This is a genomic window from Mesorhizobium denitrificans (genome assembly GCF_003403035.1).
GTDB classification, from domain to species: domain Bacteria; phylum Pseudomonadota; class Alphaproteobacteria; order Rhizobiales; family Rhizobiaceae; genus Mesorhizobium_G; species Mesorhizobium_G denitrificans.
This window is the reverse complement of record NZ_QURN01000005.1, coordinates 307,217-330,467: the sequence shown is the minus strand read 5'-3', so window position 1 is coordinate 330,467 and position 23,251 is coordinate 307,217. Positions and strand designations below refer to the sequence as shown.

The 23,251-nt window shown below is 58.1% G+C and carries 20 protein-coding genes; 8 read left to right on the top strand and 12 right to left on the bottom strand.

What is annotated here, in order from left to right:
• Nucleotides 1–138: 138 nt before the first annotated feature.
• Genes ccoG through ccoS form a run of 4 tightly spaced genes read left to right on the top strand, consistent with a single transcriptional unit; the run spans nucleotide 139 to nucleotide 4,596 of the window.
• Nucleotides 139–1,698, top strand: coding sequence for a cytochrome c oxidase accessory protein CcoG (gene ccoG / locus DY251_RS08425; protein ID WP_116623421.1), 1,560 nt, complete (start codon nucleotides 139–141; stop codon nucleotides 1,696–1,698).
• Nucleotides 1,695–2,189: a FixH family protein gene (locus DY251_RS08420; protein ID WP_116623420.1), complete on the top strand. Its 495-nt coding sequence runs from the start codon at nucleotides 1,695–1,697 to the stop codon at nucleotides 2,187–2,189. The genes ccoG and DY251_RS08420 overlap by 4 nt, the downstream gene beginning before the upstream one ends.
• A complete protein-coding gene (locus tag DY251_RS08415; RefSeq protein WP_116623419.1) occupies nucleotides 2,186–4,423 on the top strand; it encodes a cation-translocating P-type ATPase in 2,238 nt (745 codons plus the stop codon). Before DY251_RS08420 ends, DY251_RS08415 begins: the two co-directional genes overlap by 4 nt.
• Complete coding sequence (ccoS, locus tag DY251_RS08410) at nucleotides 4,420–4,596, top strand: cbb3-type cytochrome oxidase assembly protein CcoS (protein WP_116623418.1); 177 nt, start codon at nucleotides 4,420–4,422, stop codon at nucleotides 4,594–4,596. The genes DY251_RS08415 and ccoS overlap by 4 nt, the downstream gene beginning before the upstream one ends.
• Here ccoS and ureG read toward each other — a convergent pair.
• Genes ureG through DY251_RS08370 form a run of 8 tightly spaced genes read right to left on the bottom strand, consistent with a single transcriptional unit; the run spans nucleotide 4,593 to nucleotide 10,161 of the window.
• Entirely contained in the window at nucleotides 4,593–5,237 is a 645-nt protein-coding gene (ureG, locus tag DY251_RS08405; protein WP_116623417.1) for an urease accessory protein UreG, read from the bottom strand. The genes ccoS and ureG overlap by 4 nt on opposite strands.
• Nucleotides 5,234–5,884, bottom strand: a complete 651-nt coding sequence (locus DY251_RS08400; protein WP_116623416.1) for an urease accessory protein UreF — start codon at nucleotides 5,882–5,884, stop codon at nucleotides 5,234–5,236. The genes ureG and DY251_RS08400 overlap by 4 nt, the downstream gene beginning before the upstream one ends.
• The gene (locus tag DY251_RS08395) at nucleotides 5,877–6,389 is read right to left on the bottom strand and encodes an urease accessory protein UreE (protein ID WP_116623415.1); all 513 of its coding nucleotides are present in this window, start codon (nucleotides 6,387–6,389) and stop codon (nucleotides 5,877–5,879) included. Before DY251_RS08395 ends, DY251_RS08400 begins: the two co-directional genes overlap by 8 nt.
• A gap of 8 nt (nucleotides 6,390–6,397) precedes the next feature.
• Complete coding sequence (gene ureC / locus DY251_RS08390; RefSeq protein ID WP_116623414.1) at nucleotides 6,398–8,110, bottom strand: urease subunit alpha; 1,713 nt, start codon at nucleotides 8,108–8,110, stop codon at nucleotides 6,398–6,400.
• Complete coding sequence (locus DY251_RS08385; protein WP_116623413.1) at nucleotides 8,110–8,415, bottom strand: urease subunit beta; 306 nt, start codon at nucleotides 8,413–8,415, stop codon at nucleotides 8,110–8,112. The genes ureC and DY251_RS08385 overlap by 1 nt, the downstream gene beginning before the upstream one ends.
• Before the next feature lie 2 nt (nucleotides 8,416–8,417).
• The gene (locus DY251_RS08380; protein ID WP_116623412.1) at nucleotides 8,418–8,987 is read right to left on the bottom strand and encodes a HupE/UreJ family protein; all 570 of its coding nucleotides are present in this window, start codon (nucleotides 8,985–8,987) and stop codon (nucleotides 8,418–8,420) included.
• Between the two features lie 17 nt (nucleotides 8,988–9,004).
• Nucleotides 9,005–9,307: an urease subunit gamma gene (locus DY251_RS08375; protein WP_116623411.1), complete on the bottom strand. Its 303-nt coding sequence runs from the start codon at nucleotides 9,305–9,307 to the stop codon at nucleotides 9,005–9,007.
• 8 nt (nucleotides 9,308–9,315) lie between these two features.
• Entirely contained in the window at nucleotides 9,316–10,161 is an 846-nt protein-coding gene (locus DY251_RS08370) for an urease accessory protein UreD (RefSeq protein WP_158553235.1), read from the bottom strand.
• Here DY251_RS08370 and DY251_RS21445 point away from each other — a divergent pair.
• Complete coding sequence (locus DY251_RS21445) at nucleotides 10,148–10,384, top strand: hypothetical protein (RefSeq protein WP_158553234.1); 237 nt, start codon at nucleotides 10,148–10,150, stop codon at nucleotides 10,382–10,384. The genes DY251_RS08370 and DY251_RS21445 overlap by 14 nt on opposite strands.
• A 15-nt stretch (nucleotides 10,385–10,399) precedes the next feature.
• On the opposite strand, the gene copM is transcribed toward DY251_RS21445, so the two are convergent.
• From copM to DY251_RS08355, 3 genes are read right to left on the bottom strand one after another with little or no spacing between them, the layout of a single operon-like run.
• On the bottom strand, nucleotides 10,400–10,771 hold the full coding sequence (copM, locus tag DY251_RS08365) for a CopM family metallochaperone (protein WP_116623409.1): 372 nt from the start codon (nucleotides 10,769–10,771) through the stop codon (nucleotides 10,400–10,402).
• Between the two features lie 23 nt (nucleotides 10,772–10,794).
• Nucleotides 10,795–12,093, bottom strand: a complete 1,299-nt coding sequence (locus tag DY251_RS08360; RefSeq protein ID WP_116623408.1) for an RNA polymerase sigma factor — start codon at nucleotides 12,091–12,093, stop codon at nucleotides 10,795–10,797.
• A complete protein-coding gene (locus DY251_RS08355; protein WP_116623473.1) occupies nucleotides 12,090–12,458 on the bottom strand; it encodes a YciI family protein in 369 nt (122 codons plus the stop codon). The genes DY251_RS08360 and DY251_RS08355 overlap by 4 nt, the downstream gene beginning before the upstream one ends.
• 303 nt (nucleotides 12,459–12,761) lie before the next feature.
• On the opposite strand from DY251_RS08355, the gene DY251_RS08350 reads away from it, so the two are divergent.
• From DY251_RS08350 to DY251_RS08340, 3 genes are all read left to right on the top strand, one after another.
• Complete coding sequence (locus DY251_RS08350) at nucleotides 12,762–14,678, top strand: autotransporter assembly complex protein TamA (RefSeq protein ID WP_116623472.1); 1,917 nt, start codon at nucleotides 12,762–12,764, stop codon at nucleotides 14,676–14,678.
• The gene (locus DY251_RS08345) at nucleotides 14,678–19,273 is read left to right on the top strand and encodes a translocation/assembly module TamB domain-containing protein (protein WP_245415895.1); all 4,596 of its coding nucleotides are present in this window, start codon (nucleotides 14,678–14,680) and stop codon (nucleotides 19,271–19,273) included. Before DY251_RS08350 ends, DY251_RS08345 begins: the two co-directional genes overlap by 1 nt.
• A gap of 92 nt (nucleotides 19,274–19,365) precedes the next feature.
• Nucleotides 19,366–21,135, top strand: coding sequence for an SLC13 family permease (locus DY251_RS08340; protein WP_116623406.1), 1,770 nt, complete (start codon nucleotides 19,366–19,368; stop codon nucleotides 21,133–21,135).
• Between the two features lie 37 nt (nucleotides 21,136–21,172).
• Here the strand turns inward: DY251_RS08340 and pbpC are convergent, their stop codons facing one another.
• Nucleotides 21,173–23,242, bottom strand: a complete 2,070-nt coding sequence (gene pbpC / locus DY251_RS08335) for a penicillin-binding protein 1C (protein WP_116623405.1) — start codon at nucleotides 23,240–23,242, stop codon at nucleotides 21,173–21,175.
• Nucleotides 23,243–23,251 lie beyond the last annotated feature (9 nt).

Below are 23,251 nucleotides of genomic sequence, written 5' to 3'. Positions count from 1 at the left end.
TCGCCCATGTGGATCCGGTAGAAATGCCGGGTCCACGAATTGCTTTCTGGCGTTTGACGCAGGTCAACGCAATTGCTGCCGCCTCGTGCAAAACGGGGTCGCATCGCTCGGCGCGGCAGTCGGGCAGGAGAATATGTGATGCTCGATTCAAGCGAGGTCGAACGGTTGGAAGTCAGTGCGGTTAACTCCGCACACGTTCGCCGACCACTCTATGCAAAGCGCGTCAAGATTTTCCCCAAGCGTACTGAAGGTCGCTTTCGCAGCTTCAAGTGGATCGTCATGGCGGTCACTCTCGGCATCTATTATCTGGTGCCGTGGCTACGCTGGGACCGCGGCCCTTACGCACCGGACCAGGCCGTTTTGGTCGATCTAGCAAACCGGCGTTTCTATTTCTTCTTTATCGAGATTTGGCCGCAAGAATTCTACTTTGTCGCAGGTCTGCTCGTTATGGCGGGCTTTGGTCTGTTCCTTATAACCTCCAGTGTCGGGCGCGCATGGTGCGGCTATACCTGTCCACAAACTGTCTGGGTTGATTTATTCATTGCGGTGGAACGCTTCGTCGAGGGCGACCGCAATGCCCGCATGAAACTCGACCAAGGATCGTGGACTGCGGGCAAGATTTCCAAGCGGGTGCTGAAGCACACCATCTGGCTTTTGATCGCCGTCGCTACGGGCGGTGCATGGATTTTCTACTTTGCCGACGCGCCGACGCTTTTTCTCGACCTTTTCAAGGGTCAAGCCGCTGCGGTGGCATACATCACTGTCGCCGTGCTGACCGCTACGACCTACGTTTTTGGCGGGCTGATGCGCGAACAGGTATGCACATATATGTGCCCGTGGCCTCGCATCCAGGCCGCGATGCTCGACGAAAACTCGCTCACCGTTACCTACAATGACTGGCGAGGAGAGCCGCGTTCGCGCCATGCGAAAAAGGCCGCCGCAACCGGCCAACAGGTCGGCGATTGCGTAGACTGCAATGCATGCGTTGCCGTCTGCCCCATGGGCATTGATATTCGAGACGGTCAGCAGCTTGAATGCATCACCTGCGCCCTCTGCATCGACGCCTGCGATAGCGTTATGGACAAAGTCGGTAAGGAGCGGGGCCTCATTTCCTACGCGACGCTGGCTGACTACAATCGCAATATGGCGCTGGCGACAGCTGGTGGTACGCAGCCAATATCGCCTGAACTGGTTTACGACGACGACAAGAAGATCAAGCCGCAATTCGTGCACTTCCGGTTGCGCGAATTGTTCAGACCGCGCACGCTGATTTACTTTGCGGCCTGGTGTGCGGTGGGCCTTTTTATCATCTACGGCCTGCTTACGCGCGACCGGCTTGAGGTCAATGTTCTGCACGACCGAAATCCGCAATTCGTGCGTCTGTCAGACGGGTCGATCCGCAACGGCTTTACCGTCAAGCTCCTCAACATGATACCGGAACCCCGCACCGTTACTGTTACACTTCAAGGCTTGAAGGGTGCACAGATGACCGTGGTCGGGCTCGATCTGCCGGAAGATCGTGCCTTTGCAGTCGAGGTGGAGCCGGACAAGCTGAAGACGATCAAGGTCTATGTGCGTCAACCGGCGGAAAACATCTCAGAGCCGACGCAAAACTTCAACTTCGTGGTCGAAGATAAATCGAGCTTCGAGACAGACCAGTACACTGCAACTTTTGAGGCGCCGGGAGCGGGCAAATGAGCACGAACGGTCAATCAGCAGGTTTTACAGGGCGCCATATGCTCCTGATAATGCTGGCGTTCTTTGGCGTCATCATTGCAGTCAATTTTCTGATGGCATATTTTGCGCGCTCAAGCTGGACTGGACTTGTCGTTGAAAATTCTTATGTCGCCAGCCAGGAATTCAACGCGAAAATGGCGGAGACGCGAGCGCAGGAAGCCCTTGGCTGGACCGGTAATCTGGTCGTTGCGGATGGCCGCGTGCGTTATAGCCTGACCGACAAGGGTGGCCATGCCGTGCGTCTGAAATCTGTCGGCATTACTTTCATGCATCCCGTCGATGATCGCGAAGACGAGCATATCGATCTCGTGCGCGGGGGCGATGGCATTTTTGACGGGCCGCACACGTTCTCTGATGGAGTCTGGCTGGTGGAGATTGTGGCCGATGCCGGGCTTGAGAAGCCGTATCGTGAAACGCTTCGTGTCCATGTCGAACAGGGAAAAAGAACATGACCTGTTGCGCGCCCGGTGCCGATATGGCGCTTCAAGCTGCAGGCGCTTTGCCTTCGGACGATGAAGTGGTCCTTTCGTCGCGTGCGCTGGGCAATGGACTGCATCAGGTTGAGCTTGCTGTTCCGGGCGTGCATTGCGCCGCTTGCATTCAGACAATCGAGAAGTCACTTGGCAAATTGCCGGACGTAGTAAGCGCCCGTGTGAACCTTTCCACCAAGCGTGTTTCTGTGCAGTGGGTAGGGGAAAAACTGCCGCCCATCGTTCAGACGCTTGTAAGTGTCGGCTACGTGCCGAATCTCTTCAGCACGGAGGCGCTTGCCAGCGACAAAGCGTTGTCCGAACTCATTCGTGCGGTGGCTGTTTCCGGGTTCGCGGCAGCAAACATTATGCTGCTTTCGGTGTCGGTCTGGTCAGGGGCGGAAGGTTCTACGCGTGATCTGTTCCACTGGATTTCGGCGCTGATTGCCATTCCCGCGCTGATGTTTGCCGGACGGATCTATTATCGTTCGGCGTGGAGTGCGTTGCGGCAGGGCCGCATGAACATGGATGTGCCTATCGCGATTGGCATTTCGATGGCGTATGCGATGAGCCTCTACGAGACGATTACCCACGGCCACTACGCCTATTTCGATGCGTCGGTGACGCTGCTGTTTTTCCTATTGATCGGCCGGACGCTCGACCATGTCATGCGGGATCGCGCGCGCTCAGCCGTTATCGGGCTTGCTCGCCTCCAACCGCAGGGCGCGGTGGTGGAAGAAAAGAACGGTCGGCGCGAATACCGTCCGGTCTCGGAAATCGTTGAAGGATCGCGCCTGTTGGTTGCCGTTGGCGAGCGGGTGCCGGTCGATTCAATCGTGGAAAGTGGGCAGTCGGATATCGACGCGTCAATTGCAAATGGTGAGAGCGCGCCGCAGCCTGTCGCGCCGGGCAAGGAGCTTCACGCAGGGGTGCTGAACCTGACTGGCCCGTTGGTACTGCGCGCGTTGCGCCCGGCGTCTTCATCCTTCCTTGCCGAAATGACGCGGTTGATGGAAGTGGCGGAAGGTGGCAAAGCGCGCTATCGGCGCATTGCAGAGCGTGTTTCCACCCTTTACGCGCCAGTGGTTCACCTGACAGCCATTCTTACTTTCGTTGGCTGGATTTTCGCAACGGGCGACTGGCACCGGTCGATCACTGTTGCGATCGCTGTCCTGATCATCACATGCCCCTGCGCACTGGGGCTTGCAGTGCCAATCGTGCAAGTCGTTGCGGCGCGGCGCTTGTTTGAGGGCGGCGTGATGATGAAAGATGGCTCAGCGCTGGAGCGTATGGTCGGCGTTGACACGGTAGTTTTCGACAAAACCGGCACGCTTACGCTTGGTACACCGCGTCTCGTCAATGGGCGCGAAATCAGCCCATCCAAAATGGCAATTGCTAGCGAGTTGGCAACGCATTCGCGTCATCCAGTTTCCAAAGCGATCATGGCCGAGGGCATTGGGATGGGCGAGCGTTTCGATGAAGTGCACGAGGTGCCGGGTTGCGGCGTGAAAGGCCTGCTTGGCAAGGATGAATGGGCACTTGGCCGCGCACAATGGGCCGCACCAAAGTCACTCGATGCAAATGGAACTGTGCTCGCCAAAAATGGCAGTGAGGTTGCGCGATTCGTGTTCGATGATCGGTTGCGTCCTGATGCGAAGTCTGTTGTTGCGGAACTCGCCGGACGTGGTGTTTCCGTTTCGATGTTGTCGGGTGATCAAGAGGCGCAATGCGATGCGGTAGCTGCACGTTTGGGCATTGATGACTACGCTGCTGAATTGTTGCCGGCAGATAAGGTGCTGCGCGTGCAGGCGTTGGCGGAGGAAGGCCGCAACGTGCTGATGGTCGGCGATGGCCTGAATGACGCGCCCGCGCTGGCTGCAGCGAAGGTTTCGATGGCTCCGGCCACGGCTGCTGATATTGGTCGAAACGCCGCCGACTTCGTTTTCCTTGGCGATAGCCTCGATGCAGTTCCACTCGCGATGGAAGTTGCCAAAGGCGCAGACCGGTTGATCAAGGAAAACATTGGGCTGGCGATCTTGTACAATGCACTTGCCGTTCCAATCGCTATTCTTGGCTATGTCACGCCGTTGATCGCGGCGATTGCGATGTCGGCTTCCTCGCTTTTGGTTATTGGCAATGCGCTAAGGCTCATGCGACGCAAGCGGCGGCATAAGGTTGCAGAGGTGGTTGCTCCGCTGCGCGAGGCATTAACGTGACCAATCTGATATTTCTCATTCCCGCGGCGCTGTTTCTTGGCGGCATGAGTCTGATCGGTTTTTTATGGGCTTTGCGCAGTGGTCAATATGAGGATCTCGACGGCGCGTCTCAACGCATCCTGATGGACGATGAAAAAGAAGAGGAAGCCGCGCGCGCGGCCAAAATGCGCTAGCCGTTCGCGGCGCGTGGCGTCTCGCGCACAGGCAGGCCGCCGGCTTCGATAAGAAAATCGATGATTTTGTCCAACCCCTCGCGGCGCCGCATATCCGTGAAGACAAAGGGCCGTTGCCCGCGCTGCTTGATTGTGTCGGAGCGCATCACCTCAAGGTCCGCGCCCACATGTGGTGCAAGGTCGATCTTGTTGACGATCAAAAGGTCAGAGCGCGTGATGCCAGGTCCACCTTTGCGCGGGATTTTTTCACCCGCTGCGACGTCGATCACATAGAGCGTTATGTCGGCAAGGTCTGGCGAGAAGGTGGCCGCGAGATTGTCGCCGCCGGACTCGATAAACACCACGTCCAAGTCAGGAAATCGCCTCCTCATTTCAGCTACCGCCGCGAGGTTGATAGATGCATCTTCGCGGATGGCCGTGTGTGGGCAGCCACCCGTTTCCACGCCAAGGATACGGTCTTCCGGCAGCGCCTGAAGACGATTGAGGATCAGAGCATCTTCCTTGGTGAAAATATCGTTGGTCACGACAGCGACGGAATAGCTGTTACGCATCGCCTTGCAGAGCATTTCGGTTAGCGTCGTTTTACCCGCGCCGACAGGGCCGCCGATGCCTACACGCAGCGGTCCGTTTGGAGAACTCATGAGCGGAACACCCTCGAATATTGCGTTTCGTGCTGCATGGACATGATGTCGGAGCGGAATGCTGCCGAACCCAGATCATCCAGCGTTGAAGAGGCAGCACGCCCCGCGCGCTCCAGTATGGTGCTTTCCAGCCCGGCTAATACTGCAACGCCATCGCGCTGGCCTAGCGGAACCAAGCGTACGGCTGCTTGTATGAGATTGGACGCGAACGCGTGGAGATAGGCGATTACCGCCGGTTCAAGCGCTACGGATTGGCGTGCGGCCATAACGCCAACTGCGACGGGGTAGGGCAGAGGTGAATTGCTATCGCCGCCCCATGCCGCTGCGGCTTCGCCAAAGGCTGCGCCCTGCAATGTGGTTTCCATGTGGCGCTCGCGCGTAGTTGCCATTGCAAGAGCCAGTTCAGCGACGGCAGCACCGTCGCCGCCAACCGCGGCGTCGCGCCAGCTTTCGGCAAGCAGCACGGCATCGTTCCACGCCGAACCTGCTTCGAGCAGATCCCTTATCCAGTCAGCCAGCGTGGCGCGGTCGCGAATAAGCCCGTCATGAATGGCGCGTTCGATGCCGTGACTATAGGCGAAAGCTCCTACTGGAAAGGCTGGCGACAGCCACGACATGAGACGGAGCAGAGACCTCTGGTCAGTCATGGTGACGGTGGTCGTGAAGGTGGTGGCCGTGAGCGTGCGGATGGTGATGGTCGTGATGGTGCGCGTGTTCGTGGCCGCCATGCTGGTGATATGCGCCATGCACCGGCTGGAAGCGTTCGATCACTTCGGTCACATGTACTCCTAAACCTTCCAGCATCGCGCGGATCACGTGGTCGCGCTGGATCAGAATGCGCTCCTCGTCGATCTGCGCGGCAAGATGTCTGTTGCCGAGATGCCAAGCCAGATGCCGGATCGGACAGGCGCTTGTGGGTGTCACCGCGTAGAGCTTTTCCTTGGCTGCAATTATCTCGACGGTCCTGCCATCTTCCATAACCAACCGGTCTCCGTCTGCGAAAAGCACAGGTTCAGGTAGATCCACCATCACCTTGTCGCCTTGACTGGTGGTGATCGCCTTGCGTCTCAAATGCCGCTCGGTGTGGTCGAGCACGACCGTGCCGAACGGTTCGGTTTCGTCTTCATGGCGATGCGAGATAGCGCGAAGCATTGCTCAACCTAGAACAGGAAATAGCGCTGCGCCATCGGCAGAAGCGTCGCGGGTTCGCAGGTGAGCAATTCACCATCGGCGCGCACCTCGTATGTCTCGGGATCGACGTCGATCTGGGGCAGAGCGTTGTTCAGGATCATGGATTGCTTGGAGAGGCCGCCACGCGTGTTTTCTACCGCGACCATGCTCTTGGCGACGCCGAGTTTGGCCTGCAAGCCAAGGTCTATCGCTGCCCGGCTGACGAAAGTGACTGACGAAACAGCAGGGCTGCGACCAAGCGCGCCAAACATGGGACGATAATGCATTGGCTGCGGAGTGGGTATCGATGCATTTGGGTCGCCCATCGGGGCCGCTGCAATGGAGCCGCCTACCAGCACCATTTCCGGTTTTACACCAAAGAAGGCCGGATTCCACAGAACCAGATCGGCGCGTTTGCCGACCTCGATTGAGCCGATATGCTTTGAAAGCCCCTGCGCGATAGCTGGGTTGATCGTGTATTTTGCGATGTAACGGCGCACGCGCAGATTGTCGTTTTCGCCCTTTTCTTCGAGAAGGCGTCCGCGCTGCACCTTCATTTTATGCGCGGTTTGCCAGGTGCGGATCAGCACCTCGCCCACGCGGCCCATCGCCTGGCTGTCCGACGAGATAATGGAAAACGCGCCGATGTCGTGAAGGATGTCCTCTGCCGCGATGGTTTCCTTGCGAATGCGGCTTTCGGCGAAAGCAATATCCTCCGGAATCGACGGCGAAAGATGATGGCAGACCATCAGCATGTCGAGATGCTCTGCAATTGTGTTTTGCGTATACGGGCGGGTCGGATTGGTGGAGGAGGGGATGACATTTATCAACCCGCAAACTTTGATGATGTCAGGCGCGTGGCCGCCGCCCGCGCCTTCTGTGTGGAAGGCGTGAATTGTTCGGCCTTTGAATGCTGCGACCGTATCTTCCACAAAGCCGCTTTCGTTCAGCGTGTCGGTGTGGATCATCACTTGGACGTCGTAATCATCGGCAACCGACAGGCAGGTATCGATTGCGGCGGGCGTGGTTCCCCAATCCTCATGCAGCTTGAGCGCGCAGGCGCCGCCTTCGATCATTTCGATCAGCGCGGCTGGTCGTGACGCGTTGCCCTTTCCAGAAAGGCCGAGATTGATCGGGAACGCGTCGAACGACTGGATCATGCGTCCCAAATGCCACGGGCCGGGGGTGCATGTCGTGGCGAGCGTTCCGTGAGCAGGCCCGGTGCCGCCGCCAAGCATGGTGGTGACGCCCGACATCAGCGCCTCATCGATCTGCTGCGGGCAGATAAAATGGATGTGTGCGTCAACGCCGCCTGCGGTTAGAATGCGGCCTTCGCCGGCAATAATTTCGGTGCCGGGGCCGATGATAATGTCGACGCCGCTCTGCGTGTCAGGATTGCCCGCCTTGCCGATGGCAACGATGCGCCCGTCTTTCAGTGCGACATCGGCTTTCACAATGCCCCAATGATCCACGATCAGCGCGTTTGTGATGACCGTATCCACCGCACCGTCGGCGCGCGAGATCTGGCTTTGGCCCATGCCGTCGCGAATGACCTTGCCGCCGCCGAACTTCACTTCTTCGCCATAGGTGGTGAGGTCTTTTTCGACTTCGATAATGAGGTCTGTGTCCGCCAGCCGCACGCGGTCGCCGACAGTTGGCCCGTACATTTGCGCGTAGGCAGCGCGAGTGATTGTCGCGCGCATCAGAGTTTTCCCATTATCTTTTGCTGGAAGCCGTATACTTCGCGCTTGCCGCCATATGGAACGAGACGCACTTCGCGCGTCTGGCCGGGTTCAAAGCGAACAGCTGTGCCTGCCGCGATATCCAGCCGTTTGCCGCGCGCGACCTCCCGGTCGAAAGCCAAGACGTCGTTGGTTTCAAAGAAGTGGTAGTGTGAGCCGACCTGAATTGGCCGGTCGCCAGTGTTCGCCACGGCAATCGTTACGGGCTCGACGTCTTGGTTGAGCGTGATGAAACCGGGGGCAGTGATTATTTCGCCGGGGATCATGGTTATGCTCCCGCGACCAGCCAGAGCCCGCCGAGGGTGGTAAGCGCACCGGCCATACGGGTCGCGACCCGTCCACTGCGGCCGGTCAGCAACCCAAAGCTGGCACCAAGCCCATGAAGCGTTGCAGTTGCTATCGCGAAGCCCACCATGAAGGGCATTGCGCCTGCTGCGCCAAGCTCGCCGCCATGTGCGTAGCCGTGGAAGAAGGCGAAGAAACCGACCACCACCACTCCGACAATCGTCGGCACTTGCAGCGCGACAAGCGCCAACAGGCCGAGCACAACAACAGAGGCGGCGATGGTAGGTTCAACGAAGGGGAGTGCAATTGGTGTGAACGATGTTGCGAAGCCGAGCACCATCGTGACCACGAAAGCAGCTGGGATAGCCCAGAGCGCGCGACCCCCGAGTAGCGATGCCCACAGGCCGACGCCAACCATCGTCAAAACGTGGTCTGCGCCGAACAGCGGGTGCGAAAAGCCCGCGGCGAGCGAACCGTGTTCGGCAGGGGTGAGATGTGCAAAGGCCGGTGTCGAGAGTGTCAGCGCTGCGAGCAGAATGGCGAATCTTTTCATGGTTCTGTCGTCCTGAATTAACGGATCGGTTCGTGGACCGTGACGAGCTTGACGCCGTCCGGAAAAGTGGCTTCGACCTGAACGTCGTGGATCATCTCAGCAATGCCCTCCATCACCTGTTCGCGGCTCACAACATGTGCGCCTGCTTCCATGAGATCGGCGACCGAGCGACCGTCACGGGCACCTTCGACGACGAAGTCGCTGATGAGGGCTATTGCTTCGGGATGATTCAGCTTAATGCCGCGCTCCAGCCTCTTGCGGGCAACGATCGCAGCCATCGCAATCAGTAGTTTGTCTTTTTCGCGGGGTGTCAGATTCATAAGGATACTCAGATTTGCCAAACTTTGGGTAGAGTTCGCCCGCGCATCAGAATGGCGAGCGCCGGTTCGAGATGTCGGCGCAGCACCAGACTGTCAGGTGCGGTCATACGGGCAACGAGCTTGCCCTCAAAAGCAGTCGCGCCACCAAGGTCGTCAATGGCCTCGCGGACAGGCTGAAGTAACTGTTCCGTGTCGTCGCCGATCAGAAGCAGCGTTGCCATGGCCATTTGGTTGCCGAAGAAACAGGGCCGGGCCAGTTTCTCTGCAATATTGCCTTCAAGCCGAACATCGTCTGCAAAAACCAACTTGCCATCGCGACGGATGCGCCAGCGGTCGTGAAATGAGCCGCAGCGCACCGCTTCATTCATGGCTTTGCGTCCGAACAGAACAGCTTCAACGGCCAACAGTTCTGCGTTTGCGTGAAGTTGGACATCAAGTGTGCGCGCCAACCGCCCCTCGTTGAACAGGATCGTCTCTTGCGGAAGCCAAGCAAGTCGCGCGTTTTCTTCAACGGTCAAACGCGTTGCGACGGTCGCCATGTCGCCGGTTGAGCGATAGATGCGTTCGCAAGCCTGCGTGGTTACGATTGCGTCCGAGCCATTCACTGCGAGGATTTCGGTCTCGATCCGGTCGCCGCCGGTCAGCCCGCCTGCGGTGTTGATGAGAATGGCCTCCTGCGAGGCCTGCGATACCAGCTTTGTGGGCAGGCGCAGCTTCGTGCAGCCCGACTGGAGCAGTTCGCGCACGCGCGTTGCGCCTGCCTTGCGATGTAAAGCAACGCGAACAAGTCCTTCCGCCCGCTGCATGCGCAGCTTGGTAGCGGGCGTTTCAGAGCATAAGATGTCTGCGTACATCTGGATCGTCCAAGCGTGCGGCTTCGCCATCGAATACGATTTCGCCACGATCCATGATCGCGGCGTGGTCCGCAACCCCGCGAGCAAATTCCAGATATTGTTCCACCAAAATGATCGTCCGGTCGCCACTGTCGCGCAGGAACTGAATGGCGCGGGCGCGAGCAAGCCGGTAGCGCTTCCGATACCGACTCGTTTGCCGATGCCTAGTGTGCGATATTATTAGTCTAAAATAGGCGGATCATTTCGGAGCGTTCTTCGCAAGCCAATCCTGCAGTTGCTTAATCTCGCGCTCCTGCGCGGCGATAATATCTTCTGAAAGTTTGCGGATTTCGGGATCCTTCCCGTATTCGAGTTGCGCTTTTGCCATGTCGATGGCTGCCTGATGGTGCGGGATCATGCCTCTTGCGAAATCGACATCGGCATTGCCGCTTGGTTGAACTGATCCCATGTCCGCATGCATTTTGTCCATTGCCGCTTTATAGGCCGCTGCTGCTGGGTCGTTGCTCATATCCATGCCCGGCATTTGATGGTCGGTGTGATCTTGGGCGACTGCCGGGGAGGCTAGGCCAATAAAGGCGAGCGATGCGCAAAGTATGAGGGCGCGGTTCATCCGAATCTCCTGGCTAGATGAGGTCAGGAGGTAGTTCTAGGCCTTCCAGTAGCTGGAAGCTCAAGGGGCTTTTCGGTTCTATTGGCGTTTTGCAACCGGTCGATGTGCTGGCGTATATGTGCAGCTTCGGCGGGAGTATTTGCGAGCGCTATGGCGCGATCGAAGCTGCGTCGCGCTTCTGCGGATTTGCCGACCTGCAATAAATAAGCGCCCTTCACTCCGTGAAAATGAAAATAGCCATCAAGCGCTTTTTCCAAGGGCTTAATCATCACAAGCGCAGCTTCGGCGCCTTGCGTCTTGGAAATCGCAACGGAACGATTGAGTGTTATGACCGGCGAAGGCTGAATGCGTTCCAACAAACCATAGAGCCGGTCAATCTCCCCCCAATTTGTGTCTTCCGCTCTTGCTGCACGCGCATGGGCGGCCGCGAGCGCAGCCTGTATCTGGTATGAGCCGGGGCGGGCATGGCGCAAGGCTTTGTCAATCAGCACCAAGCCCTCATTGATAAGAGTTTGATCCCAACGGGTGCGGTCCTGATCTTCCAGCAAAACGATTTCGCCGCTGGCGTCCAGGCGTGCAGTGGTTCGGGCATGTTGAAGCAGCATGAGCGCTAGTAGGCCCATAACCTCCGGTTCGGCAGGGAACAGCCTCAACAAAAGCCGTGTTAGCCGGATCGCTTCCACGCAAAGCGGTGCGCGCACATGCGCATTGCCTCCCGTTGCCGAGTAGCCTTCGTTGAAAAGAAGGTACAGCATGGCCGCAACCACGCCGAGCCGTTCCATGCGATCGGTCGCGTTTGGCGTTTCGAACTCGCGCCCGGCAGATGAAACGATGCGCTTGGCGCGCGTGATGCGCTGTTCCATTGCCGCTTCGCCAACCAAAAAGGCGCGGGCGATTTCCTTCACCGTCATGCCTGACACGATGCGCAAGGCTAGCGCAATCTGCTGCGTTGCAGGCAAGTCTGGGTGACAGCAGATGAACAGAAGACGCAGGACGTCGTCGCGATAGTGCGAATTGTCGAGCCGTTCGGCCATGTCCGCTTCGCGGTCTTCCAGATCGGAAAGATGCTGCTCATCAGGCAGCACCGTCTGGCGGCTGGTCTTGCGAATCTGGTCGACGCCGAAGTTACGTCCGACAAAGATCAGCCACGCTGCCGGATCGCGTGGTGGCCCTTTGTCTGGCCAACTCTTCAGTGCGCGAAGGCAGGCCTCTTGAAAGGCTTCCTCCGCAGTGTCGAGATCGCCGAAATAGCGCAGCAACGCAGCCACGACCTGTGGCCGTGCCGAAGTGAGCGCCGCGTCTATCCAGCGAAGATCGCTCATGATGCAGCTTTTCCATCCATGAACATAAGGAGAGGACGCACCTCCATCGAGCCTGTTTCCTTATGTCCTGCGAGTTCTGCTGCAAGCGCTAGCGCTTCGTCATGTGTATCTGCATCGATGATCCACAGGCCGAGCAATTGCTCCTTCGTTTCCGCGAATGGACCATCGAGCACGACCGGCTTATCGCCTGAGCGCACCGTCATAGCAGTGCTGGTGGGGAGCAACCGCAGCACAGGGCCAAGCTTGCCACGTTTGGCTATTGGCTTAGTTGCCGCCTGATGCTTGCCGATCACCTCGTCTAATTTGGCATCAGGCCAGGATTCGATAACGGCCTCGTCGTCATAACAGAGTATTGCATATTGCATCGCTTGCATCCTCGTTCATACACAGGACGTACAACTATGCACCGCTCCGACACGGTAGGTCGAGTTTTTGAAAGGGTTTGTTAAAGGTGAAGCAAGCGCGCAACAGCCCTTCCAGAAATGTCTGACAGGCGCTCGCTACCCTGCGTTGCGAAGGGTTGTTGGTTCGCTTTCATCGTGTTAGGCGATTTTTGTTGCGACTGACTGGAGGACGGAGGGGTCCACCGCAAACGTAAATGCGCCATCTTTTTGCTGGCAGTGTCGGGATATTGACCTAGGGCCGGTCGGAGAGGTTTGTTGAAGAATTTGCTATTCCGGCGTTGTGTAGCGTCCGCCGCCATAGCCCTCGCCAGTGTGTTCGCCGGCGCGCCTGCCTATGGATTCGAGCTTTTCGGCATTAAGATTTTCGGGAAAGACAAGCCCGATCCGTCCGAAGATGTTATCGGCGAGCCGCAGCATTATGCCGTGACATTTAATGTCAGCGGCGAAGATAACGCTCTTAAAAAGAAGCTCGAAAGCGCATCCACTCTCGTTAAAGACGATGAGAAGCCTGCATCCGGTGCGGCTGGTCTGTTGGCCAAGGCGCGAGGCGATTACAGGCGCTTGCTGTCCACTCTTTATGGCGAAGGGCGCTACGGCGGCACAATCTCGATTACTATTGATGGTAAGGAGGCCGCTGACCTTCCGCCGGATACACAGCTTCCCGATCCGGCTGCTGTTGTAGTCACAATCGATCCCGGCCCGCTTTTCCATTTTGGTGAGGCGAATATCGTAAACCCTGCACCTCCGGCGCAGCACCATAATGACGAAGTTCCGCTGCCTGCGAATGAAGGCTACGCAACCGGAGAAATCGCGCGTTCCGGCACCATTCTCAGAGCTGAAGCCTTAACCGTTGAGGCATGGCGTCAACAAGGCCACGCGAAAGCGAAGGCGATAGATCGTCGCGTCGAAGCTGCGCATGATCGCGATGTCGTTGATGCAACGGTTGGCGCGGACCCCGGCCCAGTGACTTATTACGGGGACGTCTCTGTTTCCGGCGCGGAGCGAATGGACCCCGCCTACGTTGCTTATATGACCGATTTGTCACGTGGGAAGGAGTTCGATCCAGACGATCTGGAACGCGCGAACAAGCGACTTTCAAAGCTTGAGGTTTTCCGCGCGCTTCGAATCGAAGAAGGCGCGGAGCTTGGGCCGGGAGGCTCGCTGCCAATCAGCGTTATCGTGCAGGAGCGTCTGCCGCGCCGCTTCGGCGTCGGTGCAAATTACTCTACGATCGACGGTGCTGGCTTTGAAGCATACTGGATGCACCGCAACCTTTTCGGCAGGGCCGAGCGCCTTCGCTTCGACGCGAAGGTAGCCGGACTTGGCCCAACCGTTGATCCGGCCGAACTCACATATCGGGCAGGCGTGACGTTCACCAAGCCCGGTGTTTACACGCCGGATACGGATTTCATCGCCTCTCTGATTGGCGAGCGTGAAGTGCTGGATACCTATACGCGCAACGCTGTTACAGCGCAGGCTGGTTTCACGCACATGTTTACCAATGAGCTTCAAGGCAAGCTGTTTGGCGTGGCCTCGCGGTCGCAGTTTGAGGACGACGTTTTCGGCAAGCGCGACTTTATGACTATCGGTATGCTTGGTGGCCTGACTTATGACAGCCGCGATAATCCGGCAGATGCTACCCACGGCATCTTTCTGGATGGCACAATCGAGCCGTTCTATGAGGCCGAATATGGCAACTTCGCCACACGTTTTCAGGGAGAGGCGCGCGGCTATCTTGGCTTTGGCGAAGATCGTCCCTTTGTGCTCGCTGGTCGCGTGAAGCTTGGCTCCATCGTAGGAGCTGACAGTGCAGAATTGCCGCCTGACAAACTCTTCTTTGCAGGCGGTGGCGGATCGGTGCGCGGCTATGGCTACCGTACCATCGGCGTGCCTGTTGCCGGAACCAATGAGGTTATAGGCGGGCGCTCGCTTATCGAAGCCTCGGCTGAAATCCGCGCCAAAGTAACGGATTCCATTGGCGTCGTCGGCTTTATCGATGCTGGCTATGTGGGCGAAGAATCCTTTCCCAATTTTGACGAGGATTTGAAACTGGGTGCGGGCGCAGGTCTTCGCTACTACACCGGCCTTGGTCCGATCCGGCTGGATCTCGCCGTGCCGCTTGATCGTGGGCCTGACGATCCGAGTGTCGCCTTTTATGTTGGCATAGGACAAGCCTTCTGATGCGCTTTCTTGTTGCCCTTCTGATGTTCTTTTTAATCTTGCCCGCACAGGCGCAGGACAATTCTGAGCAGGCAGACCGCTCCTGGCTGGTCGGAATGCTGGAAGACCAGCTTTCGACGCCGAACCGCCAGTTCCGAATTAACGGTATACAGGGCGCGCTGTCTTCGAACGCTACGATCGGCGAAATAAGCATCGCGGATAGGCAGGGTGTATGGCTGCGCATCGTGAATGCGCGCATCGTCTGGACGCGCTCGGCGTTGCTGTTGGGTCGGCTCAATATTGATCAGCTTGGCGCGGAGCGCATTGAAGTTCTGCGCAAACCTTTGCCGGATGAAAGCTTGCCTGCGCCGGAAGCGGGTGGCTTTCAGTTGCCGGAGCTTCCTGTTTCGGTCAATTTGCGCAATCTGGCGGTAGAACGCGTGACCTTCGGACAGGATGTATTCGGACTCGCATCCGAAATGTCCGTCACCGGTCGTGTGTCGCTCGCGGATGGGTCGCTTGATGCTGCGCTGGACATCACCCGTCTTGATGGGCCGGGCGGCAAGCTGACGCTCGCAACGACTTACGCAAACTCCACCCGTCAACTCGCGCTAGACCTCAAGCTGGACGAACCGGCAAACGGCATTGTCGCCAATCTTCTAAGCGTCGACGGTCGCCCGCCGATGCTGCTCACGGTTAATGGCGCAGGGCCGCTCGACGATCTGAAAGTGGCGTTGACACTAGATGCCGATGGCCAGCGCGTGCTTACAGGCTCGACCGATCTTGCCCGCCGCAGTGAGGGCTTAGGCTTCAACGCCAATCTTGAGGGGCCAATCTCGCGCCTCATATCACCGGTTTTTCGCGAGTTCTTTGGTGATGACACGCGGCTCACTGCAGCCGGCTTAGTGCCGGATGCAGGCGGCTTTGTGCTTGAAAGTCTCGATCTGACAAGCGCGGCGCTTAGCCTCAAAGCAGCACTCGAAACGACGCCGGACAAGTTCCTTCGCCGTGTCTCCATTAATGCAGATATCGCAGATGGTAACGGCAAAAAGGTCGTGCTTCCTGTTGCCGGTGGTCAAACCAAGGTTACGCGTGCGCAGTTCAATGTGTCCTACGGCGAAAACGCAGACAATTGGACCGGTAAGCTCGATATTGATGCGTTGGAAACAGGTGCATTCGCTGCTAAAAACGTAGTGGTCGATCTTGGCGGCGATGCGCTCAACCTTGACGATCCAGCTTCGCGGCGCGTGACGTTCAATGCAAAGGGTGCCGCAACCGGTATCACAGCCACCCGCGCCGATGTTGCGGAAGCGCTTGGCGACCGGATCGATCTCGATATTCAAGGTGCTTGGCAGTCAGGACAACCCGTCGAGATCGCGAAAGCGATGCTGACCGGCAACGGCTTGACCGCAGCGCTTTCAGGCACTGTTGCGGACTACGTTTTCAACGGCGATATAGGCTTGCAGGCGGCGAGCATCACCCCCTTTGGCACGCTGGCTGGCCGCGATCTTTCTGGTGCACTCGACCTGAAGGCAAAGGGAACCGTGACGCCAATTGGCGGCGGCTTTGATCTGGTGCTTGACGGTACCGGCAATGAGCTTCGAATCGGGACGCCAGCCGTTGACAATGTCATTCAAGGCGAAACGCGCATCACGGGCCGCGTGGCGCGTGGCGAACAAGGTCTGGTTGCACAAAACCTGAAAATCGCGAACGCGCAGGCTGAGATATTGGCTGATGGGACATACGCGACCGGCGCTGCCGATTTCAATCTCAACATAATGCTAGCTGATCTGGCGCTGCTGTCAGATCGTGCTTCAGGTCGCCTTACCGCGAAGGGCAGGGCGGACGGTGCAGACGGCGTCATCAAGCTTGATTTCGCCGCGGAAGTGCCGCAGGGCACGCTTGTTGGCAAGAGCCTGACAGGCGGCAAGGTCACGTTCCTTGGCCTCGCCCGAAACGGTGGTGTCGATGGCAAGATTGGCGGTGACGCGTTTCTGGACGGCAACCGCGTCTCGCTTTCCAGCAACGTTGCATCCGCGCCGGAAGGCAAGGCTCTCACGGATCTGAATTTTCAGGCTGGCGGAACTACCATAACCGGCAACGTGAAGCAGGGCGCAAGCGGGCTGCTTGACGGCAAACTTGCGCTCAAATCTGCTGATCTTTCGACCGTTGCGGCCTTGATGCTCGTACAGGCGACGGGTGCGGCGCAGGCCGATATTTCATTGCAAGCAGTGGATGGAAAGCAGCAGGCTGCGATAAAGGGGAGCATCCAGAACCTCGTTGCCGATCAAGCTCGGGTTGCCAACGCACAAATCGAGGCAACGCTTGCCGATCTCCTCAATGTACCCATTATAAATGGATCGCTGGAGGCGTCTGGTGTCTCAGCGAGCGGCATCGACATCAACAAGCTTTCCGCTAATGCGCAAAGCCAGGGCGATACCACCAATTTTAACGCAAACGCCGCTCTGAAAAACGGAACGAATGTTGCCACGGACGGTTCTCTTGCTCCCGAAAGCGGCGGTTATCGTGTTAAGCTTTCTAAGCTGGATCTTGCTCAGGGCAAGCTGACCGCAAACCTCGCGGAGCCTGCGTCGGTTCTGGTTCAGGGGCAGAATGTAACTATAGACGCATTCACTCTGAACGCAGGCGGTGGCCGTGTTGCTGTAAAAGGTGGGGTAGCCGAGAATCTTGGCCTCGACGTCAATATTCGCGCGCTGCCACTCGCGCTCGCCAATGCGATCAAGCCTGATCTGGCGCTGGGTGGCACGCTGGACGGTACAGCCACGATTGGTGGTACACGCAGCACGCCAGAGATTCAGTTTACCGTCAATGGTCAGTCGCTTACAGCCGCTGTGCTCAGGCAGGCAGGGCTTTCCACGCTTTCAGTCAACGCCAAGGGCAACTCAACAACCAGCCGCCTGAATTTGGATGCGTTGGTCACTAGTCCTGAAGGGCTGAAAGCTACGGCCAGTGGAGCCGTGCCGCTGGACAAAGGTCAGATGGCGCTCGACGTCAATCTTAACGCGTTTCCCTTGGCGGTGCTAAATGCTGTTGCGAAAGGGCAGGGCCTTGGCGGGACCGTCAGCGGCACCGCACATGTAACGGGCACTTTGGCAAAACCCGCTGCGACCTTCGATGCGCGTGGCTCTGGATTGCGCGCAACGGCGCTCGACAATGCTGGCCTTTCACCACTCGAACTCAATCTTAGCGGGCGCTTTGCGGATCGCACTGTTCACCTGAACTCCGCGAATGTCGCGGGGCCTCAAAGCTTCAATTTGCAGGCATCGGGCGCGATTCCGCTTTCCGGTCCAGGGCTTTCAGTTTCAGTCAAGGGCGATGCACCACTGGCCTTGGCGAACCGCTTTCTCGCAGAGCGCGGCGCGCAGGCGGCTGGTAACATCACGTTGTCAGCGTCCGCGACTGGCAGCATAAGTCAACCGCAGCTTCGCGGCATGTTCTCCACCGTTGGCGCAAGCTTTGTCGATCCGGAATCCAATCTCCGCTTAAACGACATCGCAGTTATGGGCTCGCTTGATGGCGACCGCATTACGCTGCGCAATGCATCTGCAGCGCTGGCTTCCGGCGGTCGCATCAGCGCAACAGGTTCCATCTCAACCAATGCCGCACAGGCGTTTCCGGCGGATATCACGATCAATCTCGACAAGGCGCGTTACGCAGACGGCAATATGTTGATCGCTACCGTGAACGGAGTGCTGCGACTAAGCGGTTCGCTTACGCGCGACCCGATGCTAAGCGGCCGCATCGACGTGGATCGTGCGGAAATCACGGTCCCTGAAAGCCTTGGTGGTGCTGCGGCGGATATCAACGTCAAGCATATTGACGCGTCACGAGCAGTTGAGGCTACGCTCAAGCGTGCAAAGGCGAACGATGGCACTCCGGTGCCTACTGCGCGTCCAAGTGTTTTGCGTCTGAATATTGCACTAAATGCACCGAACCAGATTTTCGTGCGTGGTCGTGGCCTCGACGCTGAACTCGGCGGCTCACTCCAACTGACTGGGCCCGCGACCGCCATTGAGCCGGTCGGTGGCTTCAAGATGATCCGCGGGCGGCTCGGCATTCTCGGTCAGCGCATCACCTTTGATGAGGGGACTGTCACGTTGGTGGGTGACCTCGATCCGTTCCTCGATTTCGTCGCGCGCTCTGATGGCAATGATATCACCGTATTCATCACTGTCCGCGGTCGCGTTTCTGCGTTGAACATTTCTTTTTCCTCGCAGCCGCAACTGCCCGAGGACGAAGTGCTCGCACGCCTCATCTTCAAGCGCGGTATAAACGAGCTTTCGCCGCTTCAGATTGCGCAACTCGCGGCCGCCGCTGCTGAACTCGCCGGCGGTTCCAACACGTCTCTGCTCGGCAGCCTTCGCAATGCGACCGGGCTGGACGATCTGGATGTCGTCACCGACAGCAAGGGCAACGCTGCCGTGCGTGCCGGGCGTTACATTCAGGACAACATTTATCTTGGCGTTGAAGCAGGCGCGGGCGGCACTACGCGAGGTACTGTGAATCTTGACATAACCGATAATCTAAAAGCCAAAGGCGCTGTTGGATCAGATGGCGACTCCAGCGTTGGCGTGTTTTATGAAAAGGATTATTGAGCCTTCCGGCAGGTTGGCGTAATCGGCGCAACCAATCGTGCTTTCAAAGCATTGATTTTTTGCTGGTCGCACCGCGGGGAGGAAAAGCTCGCATGAATATGGCGCAGTGGCTCTCGATCGCGGTTATCGTGCTGATGATGGCGGCGTTCATCTGGGGCAAGTACCGCTATGATCTGGTTGCTGCAGGTGCACTTCTCCTATCCTTGGCATTGGGCGTGGTGCCATTCGAGGACGCGTTTACAGGTTTCTCCAACGACATCGTCATTATCGTAGGCTCGGCTCTACTGGTCAGCGCTGGCGTCGCGCGCTCCGGCATAATGGAGCTGGTTATCCAGCGCATTGCGCCGAACGTTTCGTCGGTGCGGGCGCAACTCGCAATATTGGTTATCGCCGTTACGATTATGTCCGCCTTCGTCAAGAATATTGGCGCATTGGCGATCATGATCCCTATAGCGTTCCAGTTCGCGCGGCGGTCCAATACATCTCCGTCGGTATTTCTTATGCCGATGGCGTTTGGCTCGTTGCTTGGTGGCCTCATGACGCAAATCGGCACCTCGCCGAATATCGTCGTTTCTGGCATCCGCAAAGACATGACTGGAACGGCCTTCACGATGTTCGATTTCACGCCGGTTGGTGCGATACTCGCAGTTGTCGGTGTTGTGTTTCTCGTGCTGTTTTGGTGGCTGGTGCCAATCCGTCACCGCCAAGGCGCGGATATCCATGAAGCCATCAAGATCGAAGATTATATATCAGAGGCAAGAGTTCTCGCAGGCTCGACGATTGTTGGCAAAACCGTTGGCGATCTGATGAAGCTAGCGCAGGGCGATACGCGCGTGACCTCCATCATGCGCGCAAATGATCTGCGCATTGCGCCGCTGCCAGATGCGGTCCTTAAAGAAGGCGACATATTGCTGCTCGAAGGTGATCATGAATCGCTTCACCGACTGGTCGCGCAGTCGAAACTCAGCCTCACCAATGAGCGCCAAGCTGTCAGCAATGGCGGTGAGCTTGGTGCGATTGAAGCCGTTGTTGCGGAAGGCTCGCCATTGATCGGCTGGTCCGCACAGCGGCTAAATCTTTTCGAGCGTTACAATGTCAATCTCCTCGCAGTGAGCCGTAGAGGTGAGCGCCTCACCGAGCGTCTGGGACAGGTCACGCTCCGGCTGGGCGACGTGATTGTGCTTCAGGGCGACCGCGCGAGCCTGCCTGAATTGCTGCGCGATTTCGGGTTGCTGCCGCTGGCGGAGCGAGCGGTGAAACTCGGCAGCGCGCGCAATGGTCTTATTCCCCTTCTGATCCTCGTTACGGCAATGGGCGCGACGGCTATTGGCCTGTTGCCAGTAGGTATTTCGTTCTTTGCCGCTGCCGTGACGATGGTGTTGTTGAAGGTCATCCCTAGCCGCGAAGTCTATTGGGCGATGGATGGGCCAATTTTGGTGATGCTGGCAACGCTTATCCCAGTCAGCGACTCACTGCGCAAAACCGGTGCGACCGATGTTATCGCCAAATGGCTGGCGGAAGTCGGTATGAGCTTGCCGCCCTATGGCTCTCTGGCGCTAATCATGATCGCGGCGATGGCGATCACACCTTTCCTCAACAACGCCGCGACCGTGTTGGTCATGGCACCCATCGCGGCATCGTTTGCTACCAGCCTCCACTTCAAGCCGGAAGCGTTTTTGATGGCCGTTGCGATTGGTGCGGGTTGCGATTTCCTCACGCCCATTGGTCATCAATGCAATACGCTGGTTATGGCTCCGGGTGGATATCGTTTCAGCGACTACCCGCGTCTAGGCTTGCCGCTATCTGTTCTGGTCATTCTGGTTGGCGTACCAGCGCTAATGTTCGTTTGGCCACTGCAATAGCTCGCAGCTTGATTCCGGCAATGTGCGTAATCAATTGTTATTCAACGAAAATGCGCACGCTGGCTGCGCGGCCAGCCGCGTCTATCACCGTAAGAGTGGAGTAACCGCGTCCATCCGGTTGCCACTGGGAAGCGCGGCGTCGATCTGGCGTTGACAATGGCTTGCCATTCGCCAGCCATCGGAAAGGCGCGCGCCCGCCTTGAAGTTTCAGCACAACCGGCATGGTATCTGCGGCGTCATCGCCTATGGCAATATGCGCGCCGTCTGGCGGGAAAACGATGCGCGGCGCCGGTTCCGTCGCCGCAATTATTGTCAGTCCGCCATCTGTGCCGAACCGCCGCATGGTAACGGGCAATTGGTCTGGCGCTTGACGCAGCGCGCCAGCCGGAGCGGGGGGCAATGGCACTGCGGCGAGACCTGAACGCTCGAACGCCTCGAACAAAATTGGAGCAGCCGAGACATAGCCGGAAATGCCAGGCACTGGTTGCCCGTCGGCGCGGCCCGTCCAGACGCCGAGTACATAGCGTCCGTCGAACCCCACCGACCACGCATCGCGATAGCCGTAGGATGTGCCGGTCTTGTAAGCGATGCCGCGCCGTGCTGCGCCTTGTGGCGGCACGACCCCGGATAGAATGTCGCCAACCTGCCATGTCGCGCGTCGATCCAGCAGATATTGGGCAGGATTTTCCGGTTTCTGCTTTTCAGTGCCGTCGTGCAGCGCGCGCACCTGTCCGCGATTGGCGAGGCCGGTATAGAGCTGCACCAGATCGCGCAGCGACATGCCGACACCGCCAAGTGCGATGGCCAATCCCGGCGGCTCGTCGTGCGGCAGCATTGGCGTCACACCGGATTGCCGGAAGCGGGCTACCAATCGCGCAGGACCGACAGCATCCAGAAGCTTTACGGATGGTACGTTGAGCGAAAGCTGCAACGCTTCGCGGATCGTAACGTCTCCCTGATAGGCCATATCGAAATTGCGCGGGCGGTAGCCCGCGAAGTCCGATGGCCGATCTTCGATCATCGTTTCTTGCGCTATCAGTCCCTGTTCAAAAGCAAGGCCATAGATGAACGGTTTGAGTGTCGACCCTGGGGAGCGCACGACCTTTGTCATGTCGATCCAGCCGAACCGGCTGGCATTGAAGAAATCCGCAGAGCCCACTTCGGCCAGAATATCGCCTGTCGTTGCGTCGGCGAGCACCATCGCGACAGAAAGGCGAACACCGAGCTTTTGAGCAGATTCCCGCGCGACCGCCTCCAGATTTTGCTGGACTGCCTTGGTGAGCGTCAGTTGACGCGTAGCTTCCGAGGGAGCGTTGCGCACCGCCGTTTCGGAAGCGTGCGGCGCCAGGAGCGGCAGCGCGAGCCGCTTTTCTGGCAGCGCTTCTTTTGCTGCGCGATCAGCCTCGCGTTGATCGATCATGCCTGCGCTGACCATGCGAGCCAGAACGCGGTCACGTGCGGTGCGCGCGTTGTCGGGATACCGGTCGGGACGGCGGCGCTCGGGAAGTTGAGGCAACGCAACCAGAAGGGCCGCTTCCGAAATCGTCAGGCGTTTCGGCTCCTTGCCGAAGTAAGCGAGCGATGCCGCGCGCACGCTTTCAAGATTGCCGCCATAGGGTGCGAGTGTCAGATAGCGTTCCAGAATTTCATGCTTGCTCAATCGACGCTCAATCTGGACTGCGCGAAAAAGCTGCCGCGCCTTTGCCCACAGGCTGCGGCTCTGGCGCGGCTCTATCAGCCTAGCGACCTGCATGGAAAGCGTCGATCCTCCGGATACGATGCGGCCATTGCTGGCGAACTGAAAGGCTGCGCGAGCGAGCGCGAGAAGATCCACGCCGGAATGGTCGAAAAAGCGCTTGTCCTCATAGGCGATCAGCATGTTGACTAACTTGCGATCCACCTGATCGGTGGTGGTGTTCAGCCGCCATCTGCCATCAAGGGTAGCGAATGCGCGAAGCAACTCTCCGTCGCGGTCATGAACCTCGGTAGAGATGTCGAGGCGTTCCGGCAGCGGTGGCGGAAAAGCCCGGTCCGCCCATTCGAAGGTGAGCCAACCGCCAGCGACGACTGCTGCCGTCCCTGCGATTATCCAACTCACCCGCCGCATTGTCGGTAC